The following is a 23264-nucleotide window of genomic DNA, read 5'->3' as shown; positions in this document are numbered from 1 at the left end:
TTGCCGTCGAATGTTGATCCCATTCGGCGAAAAATGATCTAGCATGAGCTTGTTTGTGTGGGGGGTGCTTTGCCCCCCGAAACAATAAGAGGGGAACCCCCATGTCTGCCGAAAAGAAACAGAACCTGCAGGACACCTTCCTGAACAGCGTGCGCAAGTCCAAGACGCCGCTCACCATCTTCCTCGTCAATGGCGTCAAGCTGCAGGGAGTCGTGAGCTGGTTTGACAATTTCTGCGTGCTGCTGCGCCGCGACGGCCAGTCGCAACTGGTCTATAAGCACGCCATCTCGACCATCATGCCGGCGCAGCCTGTCCAGCTGTATGAGCCGAGCGCCGATTCCGACGATTGAATTAGAGACGCTTGTCCAAATCTTCCTCCAAGTCCGTAGATCACGCCGCGCCGGTTCTGAAGGCGTTTGTCATCCATCCGGTGCGGCCTCTGCGCGGCCCGGCCGCCGCCCTGGCGCGTGACCCCAAGTCACGTCTCGAGGAAGCGGTCGGTCTGGCGATTGCCCTGGACCTCGACGTTGTCGAGACCATGATCGCGCCCCTGCGCGTGGTCACGCCCGCCACCCTGTTCGGCAAGGGCAAGATCCAGGAATTTGCCGCGATCTGCGAGGTCGAGAAGATCGACGTCGCGGTCTTTGATGATCAGTTGACGCCCGTCCAGCAGCGCAATCTGGAAAAGGGCCTCAACGTCAAGGTCGTGGACCGGACCGGACTGATCCTCGAGATCTTCGCCCGGCGCGCCCGGACCCGTGAGGGCAAGCTGCAGGTCGAGCTGGCACGGCTCGACTATGAACGCTCCCGGCTGGTCCGGACCTGGACCCACCTCGAGCGTCAGCGTGGCGGCACCGGTAACACGGGCGGCCCCGGTGAAACCCAGATCGAGCTCGACCGCCGTCTGATCGCCGACCACATTCTGAAGCTGAAGCGGGAGCTCGATGAGGTTCGCCGTACGCGCACCCTGCATCGCAAGGCCCGCAAGAAGGTGCCTTATCCGACCGTGGCACTTGTCGGTTACACCAATGCCGGCAAGTCGACCCTGTTCAACCTGCTTACCGATGCCGATGTCCTGTCAAAGGACATGCTGTTTGCGACGCTTGATCCGACCCTGCGGACGGTCAAGCTGCCGGACGGACGGCCCGCCATCCTGTCAGATACCGTCGGTTTCATTTCCGACCTGCCCCACGAACTGGTCGAGGCCTTCCGGGCGACGCTGGAAGAGGTTCAGGAAGCTGACGTCGTCCTGCACGTGCGGGATATCGCCAATCCCGACAGCCAGGCCCAGGCTCGGGACGTCGAAACCGTCCTGGCCGAGCTCGGCGTCACCTTCGACGAAGGCAAGACCGTCGTTGAGGTCTGGAACAAGTTTGACCTCGTTCCAGATGAGGATCGCGAGGAAGTCGCCGGCAGTGCCCGTCGTGTTGAGGCGTCCCCGGTGTCGGCCGTCACAGGCGAGGGCTGTGAGGCCCTGCTCAAGCGCATTGCGGCGCTGATTGACGATGCCCCGCCGGTCGCGGTGCGCTTGGGACCCGGTGACGGCGAGGCCCTGGCCTGGATCTACCGCAACGGCCGGGTTCTGAGCCGCGAGGACCAGGACGAGGGCGGCGTGGTGCTGGTGGCGCGGCTCGATCCCCAGGCCCTTGGCCGCTTCGAGCGTCAGTTCCCGGACGCCTTCATCATGGTCGCAGCGGAATAGGGCTTTCGGCTAGGAGGCCTTCTCGGCGGCCTTGGCGTCATTCCAGAGCGCGTCCATTTCCGCGAGATCCGACTGGTCCGGCGTGCGTCCGTCGGCGGCGAGCGCCGTTTCGATAAAGGCAAAGCGGCGGCTGAACTTGGCGTTGGTCGCCCGGAGCGCGTCCTCGGGCTCGACATCGAGCTTGCGGGCCAGGTTGGCGCAGACGAACAGCAGGTCGCCCAGCTCTTCCCGCGCCTTGGCCCTGTCGCCGGCCTCGATCTCGACCTCCAGCTCGGCGATTTCCTCGCGCAGCTTGTCGAGCACTTCGCGGGTCGAGGGCCAGTCGAACCCGACCCGGGCCGCGCGCTTGGTCAGTTTCACGGCGCGGGTCAGGGCCGGCAGGCCCGCCGGCACGTCGTCGAGGACGCCGCCCTTGGCCTTGGCCTTGCGTTCCTCGGCCTTCAGCGCCTCCCAGCCGGCCGTCTGGGCGGCCTGGTCGTCGTAGCTGTGATCCCCGAAGACGTGCGGGTGGCGGCGGATCATCTTGTCGGAAATCGTCGCCGCGACATCGCTGAAGTCGAAGACCCCTTGTTCCTCGGCCATCCGCGAATGGAACACGACCTGCAACAGCAGATCGCCGAGTTCTTCCTTCAGGTCCCCCAGATCGCCGCGCTCGATCGCATCGGCGACCTCATAGGCTTCCTCGACCGTATAGGGCGCGATCGTCGCGAAGGTCTGGGCCTGATCCCAGGGGCAGCCGCCGGCGGGGTCACGGAGCCGCGCCATGATCTCGATCAGGCGGGCCAGCGGCGAGGCATCATCGGTCGGCAGGGGTGAGGAGGGCGACATTCGGATCGGGTTCCGGGGCAGGCGGCTGCGGCTCTGGCTGACGCTCCGCGAGCTGCCGCTGGATCTCGGCGACTCGGGTGGCGTCCAGCGGATACCGCAGCATGACGGCAGCCACCACAAGGCCCAGCGCCGCCGGAACGACGGCATAGAGCGCAATCAGCGCCGTTTCACCGGTCGCGGTCGGCAGCTTGGGATCGAAACCCAAAAGGGCCAGAACCGGAAAGGCACCGATGGCCATGGCATGGCCGAGCTTTGCTGTGCCACTGACCAGGGCATAGAGCAGGCCTGTTCGATCGGCCCCGGTGATCAGGCGCTCCTCGTCGCTGATGTCGGCCATCATGGCGCGGACCAGCAGCGGGGCTGCGGAGTAGGGCAGGCCGGCCAGGATCAGGATCAGCATCCCCAGCACCGTGTTCTCGGCCGGGGTCAGGACGGCGAGGACCTGCACGACGGCATAGATGACCGAGGCCACGGCCAGTGCCTTGTGCTTGCCGATCCGACGGGCCAGGACGGGCCAGAGCGGGGCCCCGGCGAGGGCGGCCACGAAATAGACCAGCAGCAGGATTCCGGCCTCGGTCTTGTCGAAGCCCTTGATGCGCTCGAAGAAGAAGAAAAACAGCGCGCCGGCGATGCCCGGGGCCAGGCCCATCAGCAGATCGGCAATCAGCAGCTTCCTGACCGAAACGCGCTTCAGGAGGGCGAGATACTCCACGACACCGGACTTGTGGCGTTGCAGGGGCGCGCTCGTCTCCCCGACGGCGCGGGTCGCCAGCAGGACGGTCAGCGGGATCAGAGCCACGATGAACCAGCCCATGGCGCGGATTCCGGCCCCGTGGTCCCCCTTGAAGACAATGGACATGATCGGCGGCAGGGTCAGCACGAGGATCATGCCGATGACATTGCCGGCCTGCCACCAGCCGTAGACCCGCGAGCGTTGCTGATAGTCGCTGGACAGGACCGCTGCCCAGGCCGTGTGCGACAGGCTCATCATCGAGTAGCCGGCATAGACGACGATCAGCCAGAGCCACAGATATCCGGCACTCATGCCGGGTTGGGCCATGAACAGGAAATAGGCTCCGGCGGCGACCAGCGGTGCCCCGCCAACCATCCACGGCCGGAACCGGCCCCAACGGGTCCGGGTCCGGTCCATGACGCCACCGATCAGCGGATCAAAGATGATGTCGATCAGCCGTACCAGCAGGAAGGCTGAGCCGACCACGGTCAGGGAGAGACCCAGCTCGCTCGTATAGTATTCGGGCAGATAGACCACCAGGGGCAGGCCCAGAGCCGACAGGGGCAGACATGGCGCGGCGAAGGCGGCCAAGGACCAGGACGACCGTTTCTCGGTCATGCGTTTTTCTCTCCCCACGGCGAGTTGGATCCCGCCTTTAAGTCTGCGCGTCTTCTGCCGGCTTGAGCCGGTTCAGTTCAGCTCGCCTTTGGCAACCTTGTCGGCCAGTCGCCCGAACGCGCGGTCTGCATCAGTCCAGGTGCCATAGTCCGGCGTGCGCCGGATATCGGTCTCATACCAGCCATAACGGATCGGAGTGGTCGCGCCGGACGGGTCGCGATACTCGCCACTGATGCGCGCGCCCCCGACCCCGAAGCTGGAATAGGACAGGCCGGGTTTCAGGCTCATCTGCCTCTGGGTGGGGCGGTTGGGCGTGGCGTCCTCGATGACGAGGGCCAGCGTACCGCCTTCGACAGGCATGGCCCCCTTCGCCTTGAGCTTCTTTTCGACCACACGAGTCAGCTCCCGCTTCAGATAGTCAAACTCGCGTGCATCAAGGGTGTCGGTGTTACGGGCGAGGTCCGGGCTGATCTCGACGGTGACCCGGGCGATCGGCGGTGCGCTTTGCGCCGCTGCCGGACCGCCTGCGGCCAGCATCAGTGCGGACATCAACACGACGGTTTTCATGACCCGGCCTCCCGTTGGCAATCTCGTTGAAGAGAGTGTGGGGTGAGACCGGGCAAATTGCCAGCCCGTCAGATCGTAGCCTCGGCTGACATGGCTATCGCACCATCGCAGCGCGTGGCCGCCAGGCCTCCCGACGGGTCTCCCGCAGACAGCCGGACAGGCTGATTGACGAAGAGCGGCGCGACGGCGCGAAACTGGAAGGTCTTGAGGGGGGCACCGCCGGCGCGGCGTACAGCCAGGCCCGCCAGACGGGCGGCCGTCAGTGGACCATGCACGACGAGATCGGGATAGCCTTCGACCGCGCGGGCATAGGGCTGGTCGTAGTGGATCCTGTGGGCATTGAAGGTCGCCGCCGAAAACCTGAAGAGCTCGACGGTGGTCGGAGTCCAGAGGTTTCCCGTGTCCTGATCGAGGGTCGGTGCCTCTGCGACGGGAGGCAGGGGCTCGCCCTGGCCGCGGTAGACAATCGTCTGGCGCTCGATGACCCGCACCTCGCCACGCTGGGTCAGGACGCGATCGAGCTCCACGAACACCAGATCGCCGGTTTTGCCCTGTCTGAGCGTGAGGTCGGCAACGGTCAGGGTGAGGTCCGCGGGCTCGCCAAGGATGAGCGGCGTGTTGAAGCGGAGTTTTGCGGCGGCGAACATCCGGCGGGGCAGGGTGATCGGCGGCAGTAGCCCGTCCCCCCTCTGGGGATGACCGTCCGGGCCGAGCCGGGAGGCTTCGGCTGCGTCCAGGAACCAGGCCCAGTGAGCGAGGGGCGGCGGGCGTTTTTCGACATCCGTGTCGGCACCGACCGCGACGGCGAAGCGACGCAGGCTGGCCTCATCAAGGGTCTGCTGCAAAACAGAGGTCCGCCCGATCGCGCCGCGCCAGTCGGCGATCTGTTCGGCGGAGATGGCGCTTGGGCTGGCCTGGGACATGCGGCCTATTCGACTGGAAAGCGGCCGCGGCGTCCAGCCTGTCGCGCTTCAGGAGAACCCCTGTCGCAAGAGGCTTGGAGTCCCTTGGGGAAGGGCGGCTAGGATAAGGTGAAAAGGAGTCCCCATGGCCACCGCACCGGATCAGAGCTTCCCTGAAATCCGCGACTCGGTGCGCAAGCTGTGTGCCCACTTTCCCGGGCCCTACTGGCAGGCCCTTGATCGCGACCGGATCTATCCGACGGAATTTGTCGGGGCTCTGACCGAAAGCGGCTTTCTGTCGGTCCTGATCCCGGAGGCCTATGGCGGCTCGGGTCTCGGTCTCGGGGCGGCGACAGCCATTCTTGAGGAAGTGCATCGCTCCGGCTGCAACGGCGGGGCCAGCCACGCCCAGATGTACACCATGGGCACGCTCCTGAAGCATGGGAGCGAGGCCCAGAAATCGGCCTATCTGCCGCGGATCGCGTCGGGTGAGTTGCGCCTGCAGGCGTTCGGGGTCACCGAGCCGGGGGCGGGAACCGACACAACCCGTATCTCCACCTCGGCCCGTCGTGACGGCGATCACTATGTGGTCAATGGCCAGAAGCTGTGGATCTCGCGGGCCGAGCATTCGGATCTGATGATCCTGCTGGTCCGGACGGCTCCCCGCGACCAGGTCGCCAAGCCGAGCGACGGGATGAGCGTGCTGCTGGTCGACCTGCGCGAGGCCGTCGGTCGGGGGCTGACCATCCGGCCAGTGCGGACCATGCTCAATCACGCCACGACCGAGCTGTTCTTCGAGGATCTCAGGGTTCCGGTCGCCAACCTGATCGGCAATGAAGGCAGCGGCTTCCGCTACATTCTTGACGGGATGAACGCCGAGCGGATCCTGATCGCAGCGGAATGCATCGGTGACGGCAAGTTCTTTGTCGATCGGGCCAGCGCCTATGCGCGGGATCGTGAGGTCTTCGGGCGGCCGATCGGACAGAATCAGGGCGTCCAGTTCCCCATCGCCCGGGCCCACGTCCAGGTCGCGGCGGCTGAACTGATGGTGCAACGCGCGGCGGCGCTGTTCGACGACGGCCAGGCCTGCGGTTCAGAAGCCAATATGGGCAAGATGCTGGCCTCTGAGGCGTCCTGGGCGGCCGCTGATGTCTGTCTGCAGGTCCACGGGGGCTTTGGCTTTGCCGAGGCCTATGATGTCGAGCGGAAGTTCAGGGAGACCCGCCTCTATCAGGTGGCCCCGATCTCGACGAACCTCATTTTGAGCCATGTCGCGACCCATGTTCTGGGTTTGCCGAAGTCCTTCTAGCGGTCGTTACGTCAGAGTGCTTGCAGGAGAGGGGCGGATCACTCCACCATGCACGCTCGCGTGGCCCTGAAGAGTGGGGCCGCAGGGGCTTGGGCGTCGACCCTCGTTCCAAAATCGGGGAAGCGACATGAGTGCGACACAGGACACCGGTGCGGGTTCGAGCGTAGCAGCGATCTTGGCGGCAGTTTCGTCCGAGATGGCCATTGCCGCCCAGGCTTGCGGCGAGCTGGACAACGCCCTGGGTCAGATCCTGGCGGCAACCCCGCCCGAGGGGCAGGCCCGGGTGATGCAGGAGCTGCATACGGTTGACCTGCTGGCCCAGCACATCACGGCGATCACCGACTTCACCCATCGTATTGCCCTGATCGCCCCGACCGAGGATCGCATGACCGTGGATGACGCCCTCTCGGCGATCACCCTGGGGGCGGTTGCCGAACGTCTGCGCAATCAGCTCGCCCAGTCTGAGATGGCCTGAGCCGGGGGCGTGCCTCGCGCACGCCGTCGGGTTTGTTCCAGGAGGGCATCGCATTGGCCGTGACGATCTATGGCATCAAGGCCTGCGACACGATGAAGAAGGCCCGTGACTGGCTTGACGGTCACGGGATCACTTACGCCTTTCATGACTACAAGGTGGCCGGAATTGACCGGAGCCGCCTGGAGGCCTGGGTCGGCGAGCTGGGTTGGGAGGTCGTTCTGAACCGCGCCGGCACCACGTTCCGCAAGTTGCCTGACGCTGAAAAGCTTGATCTCGACGCAGCGCGGGCCGTGAACCTCATGCTGGATCAACCCTCCATGATCAAACGGCCGCTGCTCGATTCGGGTGGACGGCTGCTGGCGGGGTTCAAGCCCGAAGCCTATGCCGGGATGTTCGGGACGGGGGCTTGAAGCCCGGTCACCGTCTTCAATTTGCGCGGCCTCCCGGTTTCGCGCGACAAACAGGGTAAGGTTGGGCTAATTCCGCCGACGCCCGGCCAGTTCAGACCAAAGAGCGCAGGAAACATCGCGTGGGAGCCCATCCCGTCCCGTCGTACGACATGGTCATCTTTGACTTCGACGGCACGCTGGCCGACAGCGCCGCCTGGATGATCGGTGCCATCAATCCGATGGCGCGCCGGTTCGGGTTCAAGACGGTCACCGACGAAGAGATCGATATGCTGCGGGGCCGTAGCACGCGGGAAGTGATCCGCTATCTGGGTATTTCGCCCTGGAAGCTGCCGATGATCGCAGCCCACGGTAAAAAGCTGATGCAGGCTGACACGGCTTCGATCCCGCTGTTCCCCGAAACACCCGGTATGCTGCAGGCCTTGCATGCAGCCGGCCTGCGGTTGGCGGTTGTCAGCTCCAACAGCGAGAAGACCATTCGGGCGGTCCTCGGCCCGGATCTGTCGGGGCTGATCGAGCAGTTCTCCTGCGGGGCGTCGCTGTTTGGCAAGGCCCGCAAGTTCCGCAAGGTGACGTCCGGTCTCCCGTCCCGGGACCGGGTCATCTGCATCGGCGATGAAACCCGCGACATTGAAGCGGCGCGGGTCATTGGACTGGCCAGCGGTGCCGTGACCTGGGGCGCGGCCAAGCGCTCGATCCTGGTCGAGCACGGCCCGACCATCGTATTTGAATCACCGGCCGAAATTATTTCGCATCTCACTGCATCCACCGCGCCGGTCGGCGGCGTCTAACCTTCAGAAGACGGGGCCATGGGGCACCGCACTGGAGACAAGACGATGCTGGCGCTGTTCCGCGATTTCTGGTGGTTGGCTTTCCCGCTGAGCTGGTTCGCCATGGCCGGTTTGCGCGCCTGGCTGTCGCACAAGGTCCGTCGCGACACCCTGGACCTTGTCCAGACCTATGTCCGCCATGGGCGCGAGGCACCGCCCGAACTGATGGCGCGCCTGAACCGCGCCTGATCGATCACCGTCTGCATTTCTTCTCGCGGCCTGCATCCAGTCGATGCTCCGGCGGCGACTAACACCCAGAGCGCGCACTGCTCGCGCTGGCCTTTGAGGGGGCAATGTCATGGAAGACCTGTTTCGTTCGTACTGGTGGCTGATCTTTCCACTGAGCTGGTTCGTGTTCGGTGGTTTTCAAAGCTGGCTCTCCTACCGGGCCAATCGCGATACGCTCGACCTGCTGAAGTCCTATGCGGCGAGTGGTCGGGAGCCGCCGCCGGAACTGGTGGCCCGGCTCAACAAGCGCTGGAATGAAGAGGACGAAGACAGCTCGGGCCGCGTTCCGCGCCGGTATCGCCGCCGCTATCGCGAGGAGCACCCCGTCTATCGTGCCGTCCTGTTTGGCGCGCTCTGCGCCGGCTTTACCTATGCGGCCGTGACCGATCTCTACGGAGCCGGTGAGGCCTTCACGATCGTCGCCTTCGTGATGGGGGCCCTCGGGCTCGCCTCACTGGTGTCGCTGCTGGTCGGCCGTGGGCCGAAAATCTGATGGAGGCGCCGCTCGTCAGGGCGGCGCGTGGTGGGTCCCAGGCGGCGTTCGCCCGGCTGGTCGCCCTGCACGAAAAGCCTCTCAGGGGCTTTCTGCGCAAGAGCGGCTGGACGGATGCCGATGACATCGCCCAGGAGGCCTTCGTGGCGGCCTGGACGAGTCTGGGGCGGCTGCGGGCCGACGAAGGCTTTCGGGCCTGGCTCTATGGCATCGCCTGGCGCAAGGCGCTGGACCAGCGGCGGGCGGCCCGGCGGTCGTCGCAGCGGGACGAGGCCTGGCGCGAGCTTGAGGCCCAGGAGGCTGTGGGATCGGTCGGGGCCGAGGACCGCATGGCCCTCGAGGCAGCCCTGCTGACCCTGCCGGAGGACCAGCGGGCCTGTGTGACCCTCTGTCTGGGCCAGGGCTGGTCGCACGCCGAAGTCTCCCAGGTGCTGGACCTGCCTCTGGGAACTGTGAAGTCGCATGTCACGCGCGGTCGTGAGAGACTGCTGTCGGTCCTGGGAGAAGCGTCATGACAACCGATGATCGTTTGGCCGCCTTTCTGTCCGAAGCCCCGGCGTCGCCGTCGGGCGACCTGTTCGTCGCCGAAGTCATGGAGGCTGTTGAGCGCAGGGTGCTGGTCGACAGACTGTTGACCGCAGGCGCTGCGGCCCTGGCGGCAAGCGCCGTGCTGTGGGCCTGCGCGCCGGTCCTGGATCTGGCGGTGGCGGCCCTGGCCCCGGCCCTGGTTCCAGTCGGCGGAATCCTGGCTCTGGTCCTTGCAACAGCCATGCTGGTCGGCCGACCGGTGGACCAGGCCTAGCCTTACGAAAGTTTCATCCCGGCAGGCGCCTCCAAACGCCATCCCCGATGCCTCTTATCATCAGAAGGCGGCGCTCACGGGGGCGCGCCCACCAAAAGGAGTTTCGTCATGGATGAGGTCTGGATCCCGATCATCATGTTCTTTGTCATCGGCGCGATCGTTATCGTGCCGATCTGGCTGAAGAGCCGCGAACGTCTCGAAATGCAGGCGACTCTGCGCGCCGCGATCGACAAGGGTCAGCCGGTCCCGGCTGAAGTCATCGAAGCCCTGACCCGCAGCGTCAAGGTTCCGCCTACCTCGCTGAGCGACATGCGCGCGGGTGTGATCTGGCTGGCGGTCGGCATCGGCATCGGGCTGTTCGGCTTCTTCGTCAGCTTCGACAAGCACGACTTCCACTTCCCCTCGATGGGCTTTGCCGCCATCCCGGTCGTGATTGGCCTGGCCTTCATCGCCCTCAGCTTCTTCAACCCGAACAAGCCCAAGCCGGTCTGAGATCGGCTTTCGGGGGAGGGGCAACCATGACCAGCGATCGATCACCGACGGGTCACGACGTGGAACTCGCCGCCCTTGCGGCGGCGGGCGACCGCCGGGCCTATGGTGAACTGGTCCGGCGGCATGGCTCCTCGGTTCGGGGTCTGCTGCGCCGGATGGGCGCGGACTCGACCACGGCCGATGACCTGGCCCAGGACGCGTTCCTGGCCGGCTTCGAGCAGGTGGCAGAGTACCGGGGCGAGGGCGCTTTCGCCGGATGGATCAAGCGGATTGCCGCGAGGCTCTATCTGCGCCGGGTCAAGCGAGAGGCGCGACTGGTGTTCACGGATGCAGCCCAGGACGGCGACGATCCTGCGGCCCTCAATGAGCCCCGGACGGCCAATCGCATCGATCTGGACGAGGCCCTCAAGAGCCTCTCCCGGGGCGAGCGGCTTTCGGTTTCGCTCTGCTACGGGGGCGACTGGTCCCACGCCGAGGTCGCCGAGGCCTTGAACATCCCGATCGGCACGGTGAAATCCCATGTCAAACGTGGTTTGGATAAACTCAGGGTCAGACTGGCCCAACCGCCGGAAGGCGCGAGGAGGGAAGCTCATGGCTGAACCCGATTTCGAAGCCCAGCTGGTGCGCCTGTTCAGCGACGCACCGTCGTTTCCTGACGCAGAGCTCTTCAATGCGGAGATCTCTGCCAAGCTGGATCGCGGCTGGGCCCTGCGTCGCATGCTGATCGGGGCTGCCGGCGTGGCCGCAGGGCTGTTTGCTGCCGTCCAGATCGTGGCCACCCGCTTCTCGAGCGAGCTGCAGGTGCTGTCGCGAGACGGTGCCCGTGATGCGTCGTCCGAGCTGAGCGCAGCCTTGAACAGGCTCAACGACCTGGTGGTGACTCCAGGCAGTGGGGAAGCGCTCTGGCTGGCTGCCGGCCTGGCCGTGCTGGCCATCGGATTTGCTGTGACCCGGGCCATGGAAGAATTCTGATCATCGTTCATGTTGCGGCGCGGCGCGTTCTGACAGACAACTGCGCCGCGTCGTCCCTGGGGCGGCCTGTTCAGGAGCTCCGTTCTGTCCTCGCATCGTGAAGACCTGGTCCGCCGTCTGGCAGCCCCCGACATCGCCGCCCGCAAGAGCGGTGTGCCCATTGTCTGTCTCACCGCCTATACCGCGCCTGTCGCGGCGGCGCTGGACGAGGCCTGCGACCTGCTGCTGGTCGGCGACTCGGTCGGCATGGTCGTGCATGGCCTGCCCAACACTGTCGGCGTCACGATGGAGATGATGATCCTCCACGGTCAGGCGGTGATGCGTGGCTCGCGCAAGGCCATGGTCGTGGTCGACATGCCGTTCGGCTCCTATGAGGGCTCCGTTGAGGAGGCCTATGCCAATGCCGTCCGGATCATGAAGGAAACCGGGGCCCAGGCGGTCAAGGTCGAGAGCGGTCCGACGGTTCCGGCCACCATCGAATATCTGACCAAGCGGGGCGTGCCGGTCATGGGTCACGTCGGTCTGCGGCCCCAGGCCGTGCTCGTCGACGGCGGCTTCAAGGCCAAGGGCAAGGACGAGGCCGGTCGGGCCCTGATCCTCGACGAGGCCCGGCGCACGGCTGATGCCGGAGCGTTTGCCGTTGTGGTCGAGGGCGTGGCCGAGAGCCTGGCCCGCGAAATCACGGCCGCGATCGCCCCGCCCACGATCGGGATTGGGGCCTCGGCAGGCTGCGACGGCCAGATCCTGGTGACCGACGACATGCTGGGCCTGTTTGACTGGACGCCGAAATTTGTCCGCCGCTATGCCGACCTGAAGGGCGAGATCGAGCGGGCCGCCCGGGAGTATGCGCTCGACGTCAAGGCCCGGACCTTCCCCGGTGAGGCCGAGACCTATTATGCCCGCAAGGGCTAGGGTCGGGCGTTTTCAGGCTTTTGGAGCCGTTGCGGCAGGCCCGGACACGCTATAGGTTCGCCGCCTGCGCCGGCGGCCCCTTGCTGGCCACATTCTGTTGTAAACCCTGTGCCGCCGCCGGTTGTCCGGCGCCGGCGCGCAAGGGGTGCGTTCGCCGCGCCCCGTTTCGGAGCCTCGTTCGTGGTCGATGTGTTTGACGAGGTCGAAGAGCAGCTTCGCTCCGACCGTTACAAGACCCTCGCGCTGAAGGCGCTGCCGTGGATCGGCGCTGCGACGGTTGCGGTCGTCATCGGCGTTGGAGCCTACTGGGGCTGGACGTCCTACCAGGCCCGCGAAGCGGACAAGGCGTCAGAAGCCTACCAGGCTGCCCTGGAGACCATGGGGCGCGAGGGCGTTGCCAAGGGCTTCCCGGCCATGCAGGCCGTCGCCAAGGGCGGTGCGCACGGCTACCGCGCCCTGGCCCTGATGCACATGGGCGGCATTCGCCTTGACGAAGGCAAGACCGCCGAGGCGGTGGCCTATTTCGACGAGGCCGCCAAGCTTGCGGATGATCCGGTCCTCGGCGATCTGGCCCGCCTCAAATCCGCCTTCGCGCTCATGGACACAGCCCCCTTCAAGGAAATCGAAGCGAGGCTGACGCCGTTGGCGGGTGAAAAGAGTCCCTATCGGGTGAAGGCCAAGGAAGCCCTGGCGTTCGCCAAGCTGCAGGCCGGCGATGCCAAGGGCGCGCGCGAGGACTTCTCGGTCCTGGCCAATCTCCTCGACAATAGTTCGGACGATGTCCGCCAGCGCGCCCAGGCGGCGATGCAGGTCATCGACTCCGGCGGTTCGACGGCGCTCCCGGCCGCGGTCAAGGCCTCGATCGCCCTGCCGCCGGCCCCCCGCATGCCTACCGGTCCGCAACTCGCGCCTAACGGCGCCCAATGAGCCGCTCCATGATCACCAAGCGTTCTGTTGCGTTGATCGCGCTGATGTCGGCCTCGGTCGCGATCACCGGTTGTTCGACGATCACCAAGCTCAACCCCTTCGACAAGCCCGAGAAGGACAAGGCGACGGCGACCCAGGGCCAGCGGATCTCGGTTATCGCCTTCGATCAGAAGGTCGAGACATCCGAGACGCTCAAGGGAACTGATTTCTTCCTGCCCGATCCAGCGCCGCAGACGGAATGGCGCCTGCCCGGCGGCAATGCCGAGCAGTCGGTCGAGCATGTCGACGCCGCCAAGGCCTTCGAAATCGCCTGGCGCAAGGGTTTCGGTCAGAAGGGCAACCGCAAGTTCCACGTCACGGCACCGCCGGTGGCGACGGCGGACCGGATCTACGTCATGGACGGCGAGTCCACCGTGGCTGCCCTGAGCACGCAAACCGGCTCGGTGGACTGGCGCAAGGACCTGCGGCCTTCGGCCGGTCCGGGCAAGGGTGGCTTCTTCGGCATCGGCGGGGTCAAGAACGACCGCCTCGGCTTCGGCGGGGGGCTGGCGCTCAGCCCGGACAACAAGCTCTATGTTTCGTCCGGTTTCCGGTTTGTGGCGCAACTCGATGCGGCCACCGGGGCTGAAGGCTGGCGCCAGACGACCTCCACCCCGATCCATGCGGCGCCGACCGTCGTTGACGGCCGGGTTTTCGTGGTGTCGACCGACAACGAGCTTCTGACCTATGCCGCCGCGACGGGAACGCCGGGCTGGACCTACCAGGCCCTGATCGAGCCGGCCCGCATCCTGTCGGCGCCGAGCCCGGCGGTCAGCGGCGACACGGTCGTTTCCGGCTTTGCTTCGGGCGAACTGGTCGCCCTGCGGACCACCAACGGCAATGATCTCTGGAGCGAGGCCCTGTCGCGCGCCAGCCGGACCAATGCCCTGTCAGAGATCCGCGACATTCCGGGCCGGCCGGTGATCTACAAGGGTGACGTGTTCGCCGTCAGCCATTCGGGCGTGTTCTCGGCCACCGATCTGCGGACCGGCCAGGCGCGCTGGAGCCTTCCTGTCACCGGGATCACCAGCCCCTGGGCCGCCGGGGACGTGGTCTTTGTCGTCGACAAGTCCGGTCAGGTGATTTGTGCAGCCCGTGAAACGGGCGCGATCTACTGGATCCGGGATCTCAACGAGGGTCTGGCCCTGACCAAGGGGCAGAAGAAAAAGTACGCCAAGCACCCGCGCCTCTGGTCGACCCCGATCCTCGCTTCGGGGCGCCTGATCACAGTGTCCAGCGATGGAGAGGCCGTCGCGCTGAACCCGAAAACCGGTGAAACGGTGAAAAAGCTGAAGATCGGTTCGCCGGTGCTGCTGGCTCCGATCGCTGTCGGGTCGATGGTTTATATCGTGACGGACGACGCCCAGGTCGTGGCGATCCGCTAGAACCCCGGCGGTTCTCCGGAGCCGCCTTACATCCCTGAAACGGTCCCGAGGCCCGGGTCGGTGCAAGCCGGCCCGGGCTGTTGCTTTGCGGGAACGGGAAAAATCGACTACTGCAAGCCCATGCCTTTGAAACTCGCCATTGTCGGCCGCCCCAATGTGGGCAAGTCCACGCTGTTCAACCGCCTCGCCGGAAAGAAGCTGGCCATCGTGGATGACCAGCCGGGGGTCACGCGCGACCGCCGCTACGCCTCGGGACGCCTCGGCGACCTCGAGCTTGAACTCATTGATACCGCCGGCTTCGAGGACGTGTCCGACGAGAGCCTTGAGGCGCGGATGCGCCACCAGACCGAACTGGCGGTGGAAGAAGCCGACGTCTCGCTGTTCATCTACGATGCCCGCGAGGGCGTTACGCCGCTCGACGAGGTCTTTGCGACCCTGCTGCGGCGCCGCGGCAAGCCGGTGATCATCGCGGCCAACAAGGCCGAGGGCAAAGCCGGGCAGTCCGGCATCGGCGAGGCCTACAAGCTGGGTCTGGGCGAACCGATCCCGATCTCCGGCGAGCACGGCGAGGGCATGGCCGAGCTCTATGCCGCCATGCTCGCTGCGTTTCCCGAAGACCAGTATGCCGATGACGACGACGATGACGACAAGCCGATCCGGCTGGCCATTGTCGGGCGCCCCAATGCCGGCAAGTCGACCCTGGTCAACCGCCTGATCGGCGAGCAGCGCCTCCTGACGGGACCCGAGGCCGGCATCACGCGGGACTCGATCTCGGTGGACTGGGTCTGGGGTGACAAGAAGGTTCGCCTGGTCGATACGGCCGGGCTGCGCAAGAAGGCCAAGGTCCAGGAGAAGCTCGAAAAGCTCTCTACCCAGGACACCATTCGGGCCATCACCTTTGCCGAGGTCGTGGTTCTGGTGATGGACGCAACCCACCCGTTCGAGATCCAGGACCTGCAGATTGCGGACCTGACCGAGCGGGAAGGGCGGGCCCTGGTCTTCGTCCTGGCCAAGTGGGATCTGGTTGAAGACCCGGCCGGACAACTCGCCGCCTTCCGCGAACATGCCGAGCGCATGCTGCCCCAGGTGCGCGGTGCCCCGGTGGTGGCCCTGTCCGGCGAGACCGGCAAGGGCGTCGAGAAGCTGATGCCGGCTGTTCTCAAGATCCACAAGGACTGGTCGACCAAGGTCAAGACCCGCGATCTGAACGACTGGCTGCAGATGGCCATGCAGCGGCATCCGCCGCCCGCCGTCAGCGGCAAGCGCGTGAAGCCCAAATACATGGCCCAGACCAAGGCCCGTCCGCCGACCTTCGTGCTGTTCTCCAGCCGCGCCGATCAGATGCCCGATCACTACCGGCGCTATCTGATCAACTCGCTGCGCGAGAGCTTTGATCTGCCCGGTGTCCCGCTGCGCATCACGATCAAGTCGGGGGCCAACCCCTATGCCGACGGCGAGGCCAAGGGTCATAGCGGTCGGGGCAAGCGCGAGTTCGAACGCCGCGAGCGTGAGGAAGAGCGGATCCGCGCCTCGCGTAACACGGTCAAGAAGTCCAAGCGCCTGGCCGACGAGGCCGCAGCTGCCGCGGCTCTCGCGGCCGGCAAGCCGTTGCCGGAGCCCGGCAAGGCCGCCGTCAAGCCGGTCAAGAAGCAGGGCCCGACGGTCATGCCGGCTGTAGGCGCAGCAGCAGCCCCGGCTCCGGCGTCCGAGCCCGGCAAGGCGGCGGTGAAGTCGGTCAAGAAGCAGGGCCCGCGCGCTCAGAAGAAGGTCTCGACCACGCCCAGCTACAAGGTCGGGGCCAAGGCGGCCGGCGGCAAGGCTGCGAGCGGCCCACGGCGGCCCGTGGCCGGCTCGGGCATCGTGCGCGGCAACAAGGGCCCGGGCAAGCCCAAGGCCCGCTAGGGCCGCTTTCCGGGCGGGTTTGAGGGCGACTTCTGGACCTGCTGGCGTGGCTCTGGTTTTTAAACCTCGAGCACGTTCGGGAAAGGGCTGTCGCCATGGAGCTTGATCGCCGTCAATGGCTGGCCCAGGGCGGGGCTATTGCGGCCCTGTCGCTGGCTGGACCTGTCAGCGCAGATGCGGTTGCACCCGGCCGCACCCGGCTCATCCTGCTGGGAACCGGCGGTGGCCCGACGCCCAAGAAGAACCGTTCGGCTCCGGCCCTGGCCATCGTGGTCGACGGTGTCACCTATGTCGTGGACTGTGGTGACGGGGTTGCCCGCCAACTGGTCTCGGCGGGGCTGAAGCTGTCGTCCATCAACAGCGTTTTCCTGACCCACCACCACTCTGACCACAATGCTGACTACGGCAACCTGCTGCTCCTGGCCTGGGCCGCCGATCTTGCGCACCGTGTGGATACCTATGGACCGCCACCGCTCAGGGCGATGACGCGGCAGGCCCTGGCCCTGAACGCCGTCGATATTCGCACCCGGATCGGCGATGAAGGCCGTCCGCCCCTGGCCCCTCTGATCCATCCGCACGAGATCAGTCGCCCGGGACCGGTCATGCAGGACAGCCGGGTCAGGGTGCGCGCTGCCCTGGTCCGTCATCCGCCCGTGGAACCGGCCTTCGCCTATCGGTTTGACACGCCGGACCGCTCGATCGTCATTTCGGGCGACACCGCGCCATCAGAGGCCTTGGTGGATCTGGCAAGAGGCGCTGATGTCCTCGTGCACGAGGTCATGTATCTGCCGGCCCTTGAAGCCCTGCTGGCTACCGAGCCCAATGCGGCACGTCTGAAAGAGCATCTGCTGGCCAGCCATACGACCACCGAACAGGTCGGCAACATCGCCACCCAGGCCGGGGTGAAAACGCTGGTGCTGTCGCACTTCGTCCCCGGGGGCTATCCCTTCATCGAGGATCAGGTCTGGCTGGAGGCGGTACGACCCCACTTCTCGGGCAAGATCGTCGTTGGCCGGGACCTGCTGGAGCTCTGAGTTCAGCCGAGGCTGGCCGATTCCTGGCCGCGGTCCTTGAAGCGGACCACGCCACGCGGCGGCTCGCGGTCAGGCCGGACCAGGTCGACCATGAACGGGACGAGGGTCTCGGGCGCGGGGACCGTCATCGGATCCTCGCCCGGGAAGGCCCCTGAGCGCATCTTGGTGCGCATGGCCCCGGGGTCGACGCACAGGGCCCGCACCGGGGTGTTCTCCATCTCGTCCGCATAGCAGTCGACGATGGCCTCCAGACCGGCCTTGGAGGCGGCATAGCCGCCCCAGAAGGCCCGGTGGCTGGTCGCGACGCTGCTGGTCAGGAACACGGCCCGACCGGCGTCGGAGGCGCGCAGCAGCGGATCCATGGCCCGGATCAGCCGCCAGTTGGCCGTCAGGTTGGTGGCCATGATCATGTCCCAGCCCTTGGGGTCCAGATGGCCTACCGGGGTCAGGGCTCCGAGGACACCGGCCGCTCCGACCAGGATGTCCAGCTTGCCCCAGCGGGCATGCAGGGCTGCGCCCAACTGGTCCAGACCTTCGGGCTCGCGCAGGTCCAGCGGCACCAGGGTCGCGTGTTCGCCGGTCGAGGCGAAGATCGCATCATCCAGCGCTTCCAGCGCGCCCTGGGTGCGGCCCAGGGCGATGACCTGGGCTCCAGCCTCGGCCAGGCCGAGGGCCAGGGCCGCGCCAATTCCGCGCGTGGCGCCGGTGACCAGGGCCAGGCGGCCCGCGAGCGGTTTTTGAGAGTCGGTCGTCATGCAGGCCTTTTAGGGCATGGGCAGCGGAAACTGAACCACTGGCTGCGGGCTTCCGTCGTGATGCGGAGGTGGGTCGGTTCAGGTCTCGTCGCCGGTCCGCTTGGCATAGTGCTGGGCGATCACCGAACAGGCCATCAGCTGGATCTGGTGGAAGATCATCAGGGGCAGGACCAGCACGCCAGCGGTGGCGCTCGGAAACAGGATGCCGGCCATCGGCACGCCTGTCGCGAGGCTCTTCTTCGAGCCGCAGAACACGATGGCGATCTCGTCCGCCTTCGAGAAGCCCAGGCTGCGGGCTCCGAAGGTTGTGGCCAGCAGGACGACCACCAGCAGCACGCCACAGACCAGGACCAGCGCCAGTAGCTCAAGCGGCGAAACCCGCTTCCACAGGCCGCCATAGACGGCCGCGCTGAAGGCCGCATAGACCACCAGCAGGATCGAGCCGCGATCGACATAGCCGATCAGGGGCTTGTGGCGGTCTAGCCAGCCGCTGATCAGGGGCCGAACCAGCTGCCCGGCCACGAAGGGCAGCAGGAGCTGGACAATGATGTCCTGGATGGCCTTCCAGCCTCCGGCTCCGCCCTGGGCGTGCATCAGCAGGCTGACCAGGACCGGGGTCACGAAGATCCCGAGCAGGTTGGAGGCCGAGGCGGCGCAGACCGCGGCAGCGACATTGCCCCGGGCCATCGATGTGAAGGCAATCGACGACTGCACGGTCGAAGGCAGGCAGGCCAGGAACACCATGCCCGCCGCCAGGGTCGGGGACAGCAGGCCGCTGCGGCTGGCCAGCAAGCCCAGCACGGGGAACAGCGCGAAGGTGAAGGCCAGGATGGTCAGATGCAGCCGCCAGTGGGTGACACCGGCCACAACGGCCTCACGCGACAGCTTGGCGCCGTGCAGGAAGAACAGCAGTCCGATGGCCAGCTTGACGACAATGGCCAGCACGCCGGCTGCCGGGCCGTGGATCGGCAGGAACGAGGCGAGCACCACCATGCCGATCAGGGCCAGGATGTAGCCGTCGATCTTCAGGCTCGCGAGAAGTTTGGAAAGGCTCATCTGGTCCGTTCAGGCCGCCGGGCTCCCCGCGTTCGCGGGGAGGAGCGGGCCGGGCTTATGCGCTGAGCAGCGACAGTTGCTTGTCGTTGGACTCGTTCCGCCCTTCGGCGATCTCGCGGTCGGTCAGACGGGTGGGATAGTCGCCGGTGAAATAGTGATCGGTGAACTGCGGCGTCACCGGATCGCGCGGCCCGGCCTCGAGGGCCTGATAGAGGCCGTCGACCGACAGGAAGCCGAGCGAGTCCACTTCCAGGAAGCGGGCCATTTCTTCCAGCGACTTGTTGGCGGCCAGCAGCTGTTCGCGCTCAGGCATGTCGATGCCATAGAAGTCGGGCCACTTGATCGGCGGGCTGGCCGAGCGCAGGTGCACCTCGGAAGCGCCGGCCTCGCGGACCATGCGGACAATCTTCAAAGACGTGGTGCCACGCACGATCGAGTCGTCGATCAGGATGACCCGCTTGCCTTCCAGCACGGCGCGGTTGGGGCTGTGCTTCATGCGTACGCCCAGTTCGCGCACGCCCTGGGTGGGCTGGATGAAGGTCCGGCCGACATAGTGGTTGCGAATGATGCCCAGATCGAAGGGCAGGCCGCTCTGCTGGGCATAGCCGATGGCCGCCGGCACGCCGCTGTCGGGCACGGGGACCACGACATCGGCCTCGACGCCGGTCTCAATAGCCAGACGCTGACCCATGCGCTTGCGGACGTCATAGACCGATCGGCCGTTCACGACGCTGTCGGGGCGGGCGAAATAGACATATTCGAAGACGCAAGGACGCGCGGCCAGGGCGTTGAACGGCTTCAGCGACTTCACGCCGGTGTCGGAGATGATGACCATCTCGCCGTGCTCGATGTCGCGCACGAAGCGGGCCCCGATCATGTCGAGGGCGCAGGTTTCCGAGGCCAGGATCGGCTGGCCGTCAAGGTCGCCCAGCACCAGCGGCCGGATGCCCAGCGGATCTCGGACGCCGATCATCTTCTTGTTGGTGATCGCCACCAAGGCATAGCCGCCCTCGATCTGGGCCACGGCGTCGATGAAGCGGTCGACGATCCGGGCCTTCCGCGAGCGGGCGATCAGGTGGAGGATCACCTCGCTGTCGCTGGTGGACTGGAAGATCGCGCCTTCCTGCACCAGGCGTTCGCGAAGCGACAGGAAGTTGGTCAGGTTGCCGTTGTGGGCGATGGCCACGCCGCCGGTCTCGAGGTCGGCAAACATCGGCTGGACATTGCGGATGCCGCTGCCGCCGGCCGTCGAATAGCGGGTGTGGCCGATGGCCATGGCTCCGGGCAGACGTTCGACCAGGTCATTGCCGGTAAAGGCGTCGCCGACATGCCCCATATGGCGCTCGGTGTGGAAGCGCTGGCCGTCGAAGGCGGCGATGCCGCAGGCTTCCTGTCCCCGGTGCTGCAGGGCGTGCAGGCCGAGGGCGGCCACTGCGGCCGCATCCCGGACCCCGAACACGCCGAACACACCGCATTCTAGGCGCAGGGTGTCGTCTTCGGGGTCACGCCAGGGGGCGGAGGAATATCGATCGGTCGATTGGCCGATAACGCTCATCGCGATTTCTCCACCAGGTCATCGAGAGTCTGACGCTGGTTCTGATCATAGCCGGAGTCGGACGGTTTGCCGTCCGGCGAGTTGTCGCTGCCCTCACGGACGGCATTCTTGATGGCCGGGGCCAGTTTACCGGCCAGGGCCTCACCCTTGGGAGCAAAGACCTTCAGGACCCGGGCGCTGGCCTGGGACACCGGATAGAATACGGACTTGCCGACCCAGGCCGGAACCCGATCCGGCGGTGTCGCCATGTGAAACAGCAGGTTGAAGACCCCGAGAATCACCAGGGCGCGCATCAGGCCAAAGCCCGCGCCGACGGCCCGGTCCAGCAGGCCGAGCGCGCCTTCCTGCAGGCCCTTGGTGAGGTGCCCGGCAATCAGGCGCAGCAGGATGAAGCAGACCACGAAGACCACGATCAGGGCACTGGCCGTGGCGGCCCAGTCCGGATCCATGAGCGCCCGGAAGATCGGGCCGCTGATCCGCAGGCCGAAGAGCGCTATGGCGGCGGCAAAAATGAACGACAGGGCCGAGGTCAGTTCGCGCGAGGCACCGCGGCCAAAACCGACCGAGGCGGAAACCAGCAGCAGCAGGCCGGCGATGATGTCGAAGGGCGTCACGTCAGCTGGCCCCAGATCTCGTCACCGATCCGCCGAACCGCATCGGCCAGTCGCGCGACTCCGGCGACCGGCAGGGCACCGCCGCCTTCGGGCAGGCCGGAAAGCGGACCCAGCGCCCGGCCAAATCCCAGCTTTGCGGCTTCCTTCAAACGCGTCTCCATCCGGCTGACCGGTCGTACCTCGCCCGACAGGCTGACCTCGCCGAACACGACGCAGTCCTGGGGCAGGGCAATATCGAGCGCCGAGGAGGCCAGGGCCGCCGCAGCTGCGAGATCCGCCGCCGGCTCGGTGATGCGCAAGCCGCCAGCGACGTTCAGATAGACGTCCTTGTCGCCAAAACCAAGGCCGCAACGCGATTCCAGCACGGCAAGCACCATGGCCAGCCGACCGGAATCCCATCCGACCACGGCGCGTCTCGGCGTGCCATAGGCCGAGGGGGCCACCAGGGCCTGGAATTCGACGAGAACCGGCCGCGAGCCCTCGATGCCCGCAAACACGGCCGCGCCCGCCGCCCGTTCTCCACCCTCGTTGAGGAACAGGGCCGAGGGATTCTTCACCTCCCGCAGGCCGACATCGCCCATCTCGAAGACCCCGATCTCGTCGGTGGCTCCAAAACGGTTCTTGGCACCACGCAGGATACGGAACGGATAGCCGCGCTCGCCCTCGAACGAGAGCACGGCATCGACGAGGTGTTCGACCACGCGCGGGCCGGCGATCTGGCCGTCCTTGGTGACGTGGCCGACCAGCAGGATCGCAACGCCCTTCTTCTTGGCCAGGCGCACCAGTTCGGTGGCGCAGGCCCGGACCTGGGTGACCGTGCCGGGGCCGGCCTCGTGAGCGTCGCTCCACATGGTCTGGATCGAGTCGATGACCACGAGATCGAAACTGTCGCGCGTCAGCCCGTCGAGGATGTCGCGCAGGCTGGTCTCTGCCGCCAGACTGACCGGCGACTTGGCCAGGCCCATGCGGTCGGCGCGGGAGCGGATCTGTTCGACGGCTTCCTCGCCGGAGATGTAGGCGCAGGAGACGCCGCGCGAAGCCGCATTGGCGCAGACCTGCAGCAGCAGGGTTGACTTGCCGACGCCCGGATCGCCGCCGATGAGGATGGCCGAGCCGGGCACCACGCCGCCGCCGCAGACCCGGTCGAATTCGTCGACGCCGGTGACGATGCGGGGCGGGGCGGGTGTGTCGCTTTCAAGGCCCTGGAACTGCAGGCCCCGGGTCCGTGTCGCCTTGGTCGCCGCCAGGGCTCCAGGCGGCCGCGCGCTGACTTCCTCGACCAGGGTGTTCCAGCTCTGGCAGGCCGGGCACTGGCCCGACCATTTGGACTGGACCGCCCCGCAGGACTGGCAGGCGTAAACGGCACCGTCTCGGGCCATGGGGTCTCCTGATTCTCGGATGGCTGGAGACTACAGGGTGGCAGACCCCTGCGCCAAAGACGGACGTCGGTTCAGGGGCGAACGAGCAGTTGGGCTCGCGGCGCGATGCGGGTCAGAAGTTCATAGGCCGTCGTGCCGGCCGCCGTCGCCGCATCATCGACCAGCCGGTTGGGACCGATGATCTCGACCATGGCTCCGGGCCGCGCCGCATCGCAGTCGGTGATGTCGATCGCCAACAGGTCCATGGACACGCGACCGAGCAGGGGCCGAAGCGCGCCGTCGAACCAAATGGCTCCGCGCGGGTGGGCGGCCCTCGGCAGGCCGTCGGCATAGCCGGCGGCGACGATG

At 66.3% G+C, this 23264-nt stretch carries 28 protein-coding genes; 18 read left to right on the top strand and 10 right to left on the bottom strand.

From position 1 onward, the window contains the following. Window positions 1–101 precede the first annotated feature (101 nt). Complete coding sequence (hfq, locus tag DBR10_RS18680; protein WP_013079113.1) at window positions 102–350, top strand: RNA chaperone Hfq; 249 nt, start codon at window positions 102–104, stop codon at window positions 348–350. 11 nt (window positions 351–361) lie between these two features. Continuing rightward, window positions 362–1702: a GTPase HflX gene (gene hflX, locus DBR10_RS18675; RefSeq protein WP_108504546.1), complete on the top strand. Its 1341-nt coding sequence runs from the start codon at window positions 362–364 to the stop codon at window positions 1700–1702. 9 nt (window positions 1703–1711) lie between these two features. Here the strand turns inward: hflX and mazG are convergent, their stop codons facing one another. The 4 genes from mazG to DBR10_RS18655 form a co-directional block, all read right to left on the bottom strand. Beyond that, entirely contained in the window at window positions 1712–2530 is an 819-nt protein-coding gene (gene mazG / locus DBR10_RS18670) for a nucleoside triphosphate pyrophosphohydrolase (protein ID WP_108504547.1), read from the bottom strand. Further along, entirely contained in the window at window positions 2499–3881 is a 1383-nt protein-coding gene (locus DBR10_RS18665; RefSeq protein ID WP_108504548.1) for an MFS transporter, read from the bottom strand. Before DBR10_RS18665 ends, mazG begins: the two co-directional genes overlap by 32 nt. Before the next feature lie 72 nt (window positions 3882–3953). Then, entirely contained in the window at window positions 3954–4448 is a 495-nt protein-coding gene (locus DBR10_RS18660) for a hypothetical protein (protein WP_108504549.1), read from the bottom strand. Between the two features lie 68 nt (window positions 4449–4516). After that, window positions 4517–5371, bottom strand: a complete 855-nt coding sequence (locus tag DBR10_RS18655) for a MaoC/PaaZ C-terminal domain-containing protein (RefSeq protein ID WP_108504550.1) — start codon at window positions 5369–5371, stop codon at window positions 4517–4519. Window positions 5372–5495: 124 nt separating this feature from the next. Between DBR10_RS18655 and DBR10_RS18650 the strand changes: the two genes are divergently transcribed. The 16 genes from DBR10_RS18650 to DBR10_RS18575 all read left to right on the top strand — a co-directional run bounded on the left by DBR10_RS18650 (window position 5496) and on the right by DBR10_RS18575 (window position 17557). Continuing rightward, window positions 5496–6659: an acyl-CoA dehydrogenase family protein gene (locus DBR10_RS18650; protein WP_108504551.1), complete on the top strand. Its 1164-nt coding sequence runs from the start codon at window positions 5496–5498 to the stop codon at window positions 6657–6659. Between the two features lie 127 nt (window positions 6660–6786). After that, a complete protein-coding gene (locus tag DBR10_RS18645) occupies window positions 6787–7134 on the top strand; it encodes a hypothetical protein (protein WP_108504552.1) in 348 nt (115 codons plus the stop codon). A gap of 53 nt (window positions 7135–7187) precedes the next feature. Then, the gene (locus tag DBR10_RS18640) at window positions 7188–7544 is read left to right on the top strand and encodes an ArsC family reductase (RefSeq protein WP_108490168.1); all 357 of its coding nucleotides are present in this window, start codon (window positions 7188–7190) and stop codon (window positions 7542–7544) included. Window positions 7545–7663: 119 nt separating this feature from the next. Beyond that, window positions 7664–8332 carry an HAD hydrolase-like protein gene (locus tag DBR10_RS18635; protein ID WP_335582573.1) on the top strand — a complete coding sequence of 223 codons (669 nt, stop codon included), beginning with the start codon at window positions 7664–7666 and terminating at the stop codon, window positions 8330–8332. A gap of 18 nt (window positions 8333–8350) precedes the next feature. Beyond that, window positions 8351–8560, top strand: a complete 210-nt coding sequence (locus DBR10_RS18630) for a hypothetical protein (RefSeq protein ID WP_233243488.1) — start codon at window positions 8351–8353, stop codon at window positions 8558–8560. A 109-nt stretch (window positions 8561–8669) separates the two neighbouring features. Continuing rightward, window positions 8670–9092 (top strand): hypothetical protein, encoded by a 423-nt coding sequence (locus tag DBR10_RS18625; protein WP_108504555.1) that lies wholly within the window; start codon window positions 8670–8672, stop codon window positions 9090–9092. After that, window positions 9092–9607 (top strand): RNA polymerase sigma factor, encoded by a 516-nt coding sequence (locus tag DBR10_RS18620; protein WP_108504556.1) that lies wholly within the window; start codon window positions 9092–9094, stop codon window positions 9605–9607. The genes DBR10_RS18625 and DBR10_RS18620 overlap by 1 nt, the downstream gene beginning before the upstream one ends. Continuing rightward, window positions 9604–9894, top strand: a complete 291-nt coding sequence (locus tag DBR10_RS18615; RefSeq protein ID WP_108490576.1) for a hypothetical protein — start codon at window positions 9604–9606, stop codon at window positions 9892–9894. The genes DBR10_RS18620 and DBR10_RS18615 overlap by 4 nt, the downstream gene beginning before the upstream one ends. A gap of 108 nt (window positions 9895–10002) precedes the next feature. Beyond that, on the top strand, window positions 10003–10386 hold the full coding sequence (locus DBR10_RS18610; RefSeq protein ID WP_108490575.1) for a DUF6249 domain-containing protein: 384 nt from the start codon (window positions 10003–10005) through the stop codon (window positions 10384–10386). Between the two features lie 26 nt (window positions 10387–10412). Continuing rightward, window positions 10413–10985: an RNA polymerase sigma factor gene (locus tag DBR10_RS18605; RefSeq protein WP_108504557.1), complete on the top strand. Its 573-nt coding sequence runs from the start codon at window positions 10413–10415 to the stop codon at window positions 10983–10985. Continuing rightward, a complete protein-coding gene (locus tag DBR10_RS18600) occupies window positions 10978–11358 on the top strand; it encodes a hypothetical protein (RefSeq protein ID WP_199223494.1) in 381 nt (126 codons plus the stop codon). The genes DBR10_RS18605 and DBR10_RS18600 overlap by 8 nt, the downstream gene beginning before the upstream one ends. Before the next feature lie 84 nt (window positions 11359–11442). Further along, window positions 11443–12270 (top strand): 3-methyl-2-oxobutanoate hydroxymethyltransferase, encoded by an 828-nt coding sequence (gene panB / locus DBR10_RS18595; protein WP_108489947.1) that lies wholly within the window; start codon window positions 11443–11445, stop codon window positions 12268–12270. Window positions 12271–12450: 180 nt separating this feature from the next. Continuing rightward, window positions 12451–13197: a tetratricopeptide repeat protein gene (locus tag DBR10_RS18590; protein ID WP_108504559.1), complete on the top strand. Its 747-nt coding sequence runs from the start codon at window positions 12451–12453 to the stop codon at window positions 13195–13197. Continuing rightward, window positions 13194–14621 (top strand): PQQ-like beta-propeller repeat protein, encoded by a 1428-nt coding sequence (locus tag DBR10_RS18585; RefSeq protein WP_108504560.1) that lies wholly within the window; start codon window positions 13194–13196, stop codon window positions 14619–14621. Before DBR10_RS18590 ends, DBR10_RS18585 begins: the two co-directional genes overlap by 4 nt. Window positions 14622–14741: 120 nt before the next feature. After that, window positions 14742–16523 (top strand): ribosome biogenesis GTPase Der, encoded by a 1782-nt coding sequence (der, locus tag DBR10_RS18580; RefSeq protein WP_108504561.1) that lies wholly within the window; start codon window positions 14742–14744, stop codon window positions 16521–16523. A gap of 95 nt (window positions 16524–16618) precedes the next feature. After that, a complete protein-coding gene (locus DBR10_RS18575; RefSeq protein ID WP_108504562.1) occupies window positions 16619–17557 on the top strand; it encodes an MBL fold metallo-hydrolase in 939 nt (312 codons plus the stop codon). A gap of 2 nt (window positions 17558–17559) precedes the next feature. Here the strand turns inward: DBR10_RS18575 and DBR10_RS18570 are convergent, their stop codons facing one another. The 6 genes from DBR10_RS18570 to DBR10_RS20365 all read right to left on the bottom strand — a co-directional run. Then, window positions 17560–18312, bottom strand: coding sequence for an SDR family NAD(P)-dependent oxidoreductase (locus DBR10_RS18570; RefSeq protein WP_108504563.1), 753 nt, complete (start codon window positions 18310–18312; stop codon window positions 17560–17562). Window positions 18313–18390: 78 nt separating this feature from the next. Continuing rightward, entirely contained in the window at window positions 18391–19368 is a 978-nt protein-coding gene (locus tag DBR10_RS18565; protein ID WP_108490072.1) for a bile acid:sodium symporter family protein, read from the bottom strand. Window positions 19369–19423: 55 nt separating this feature from the next. Further along, window positions 19424–20923, bottom strand: coding sequence for an amidophosphoribosyltransferase (purF, locus tag DBR10_RS18560; protein WP_108556570.1), 1500 nt, complete (start codon window positions 20921–20923; stop codon window positions 19424–19426). Further along, entirely contained in the window at window positions 20920–21537 is a 618-nt protein-coding gene (locus DBR10_RS18555) for a CvpA family protein (RefSeq protein ID WP_108504564.1), read from the bottom strand. Before DBR10_RS18555 ends, purF begins: the two co-directional genes overlap by 4 nt. After that, window positions 21534–22916, bottom strand: coding sequence for a DNA repair protein RadA (gene radA, locus DBR10_RS18550; protein ID WP_108504565.1), 1383 nt, complete (start codon window positions 22914–22916; stop codon window positions 21534–21536). The genes DBR10_RS18555 and radA overlap by 4 nt, the downstream gene beginning before the upstream one ends. Window positions 22917–22987: 71 nt before the next feature. Then, window positions 22988–23264, bottom strand: a 277-nt coding sequence (locus DBR10_RS20365; protein WP_272482617.1) for an alanine racemase C-terminal domain-containing protein, incomplete at its 5' end; no start/stop codon positions are given.

The sequence above is a fragment of the Caulobacter sp. HMWF025 genome (genome assembly GCF_003060965.1).
Classification (GTDB): Bacteria; Pseudomonadota; Alphaproteobacteria; order Caulobacterales; family Caulobacteraceae; genus Caulobacter.
The sequence above is the reverse complement of the archived record's forward strand: the minus strand, read 5'-3'. Positions and strand labels throughout refer to the sequence as shown.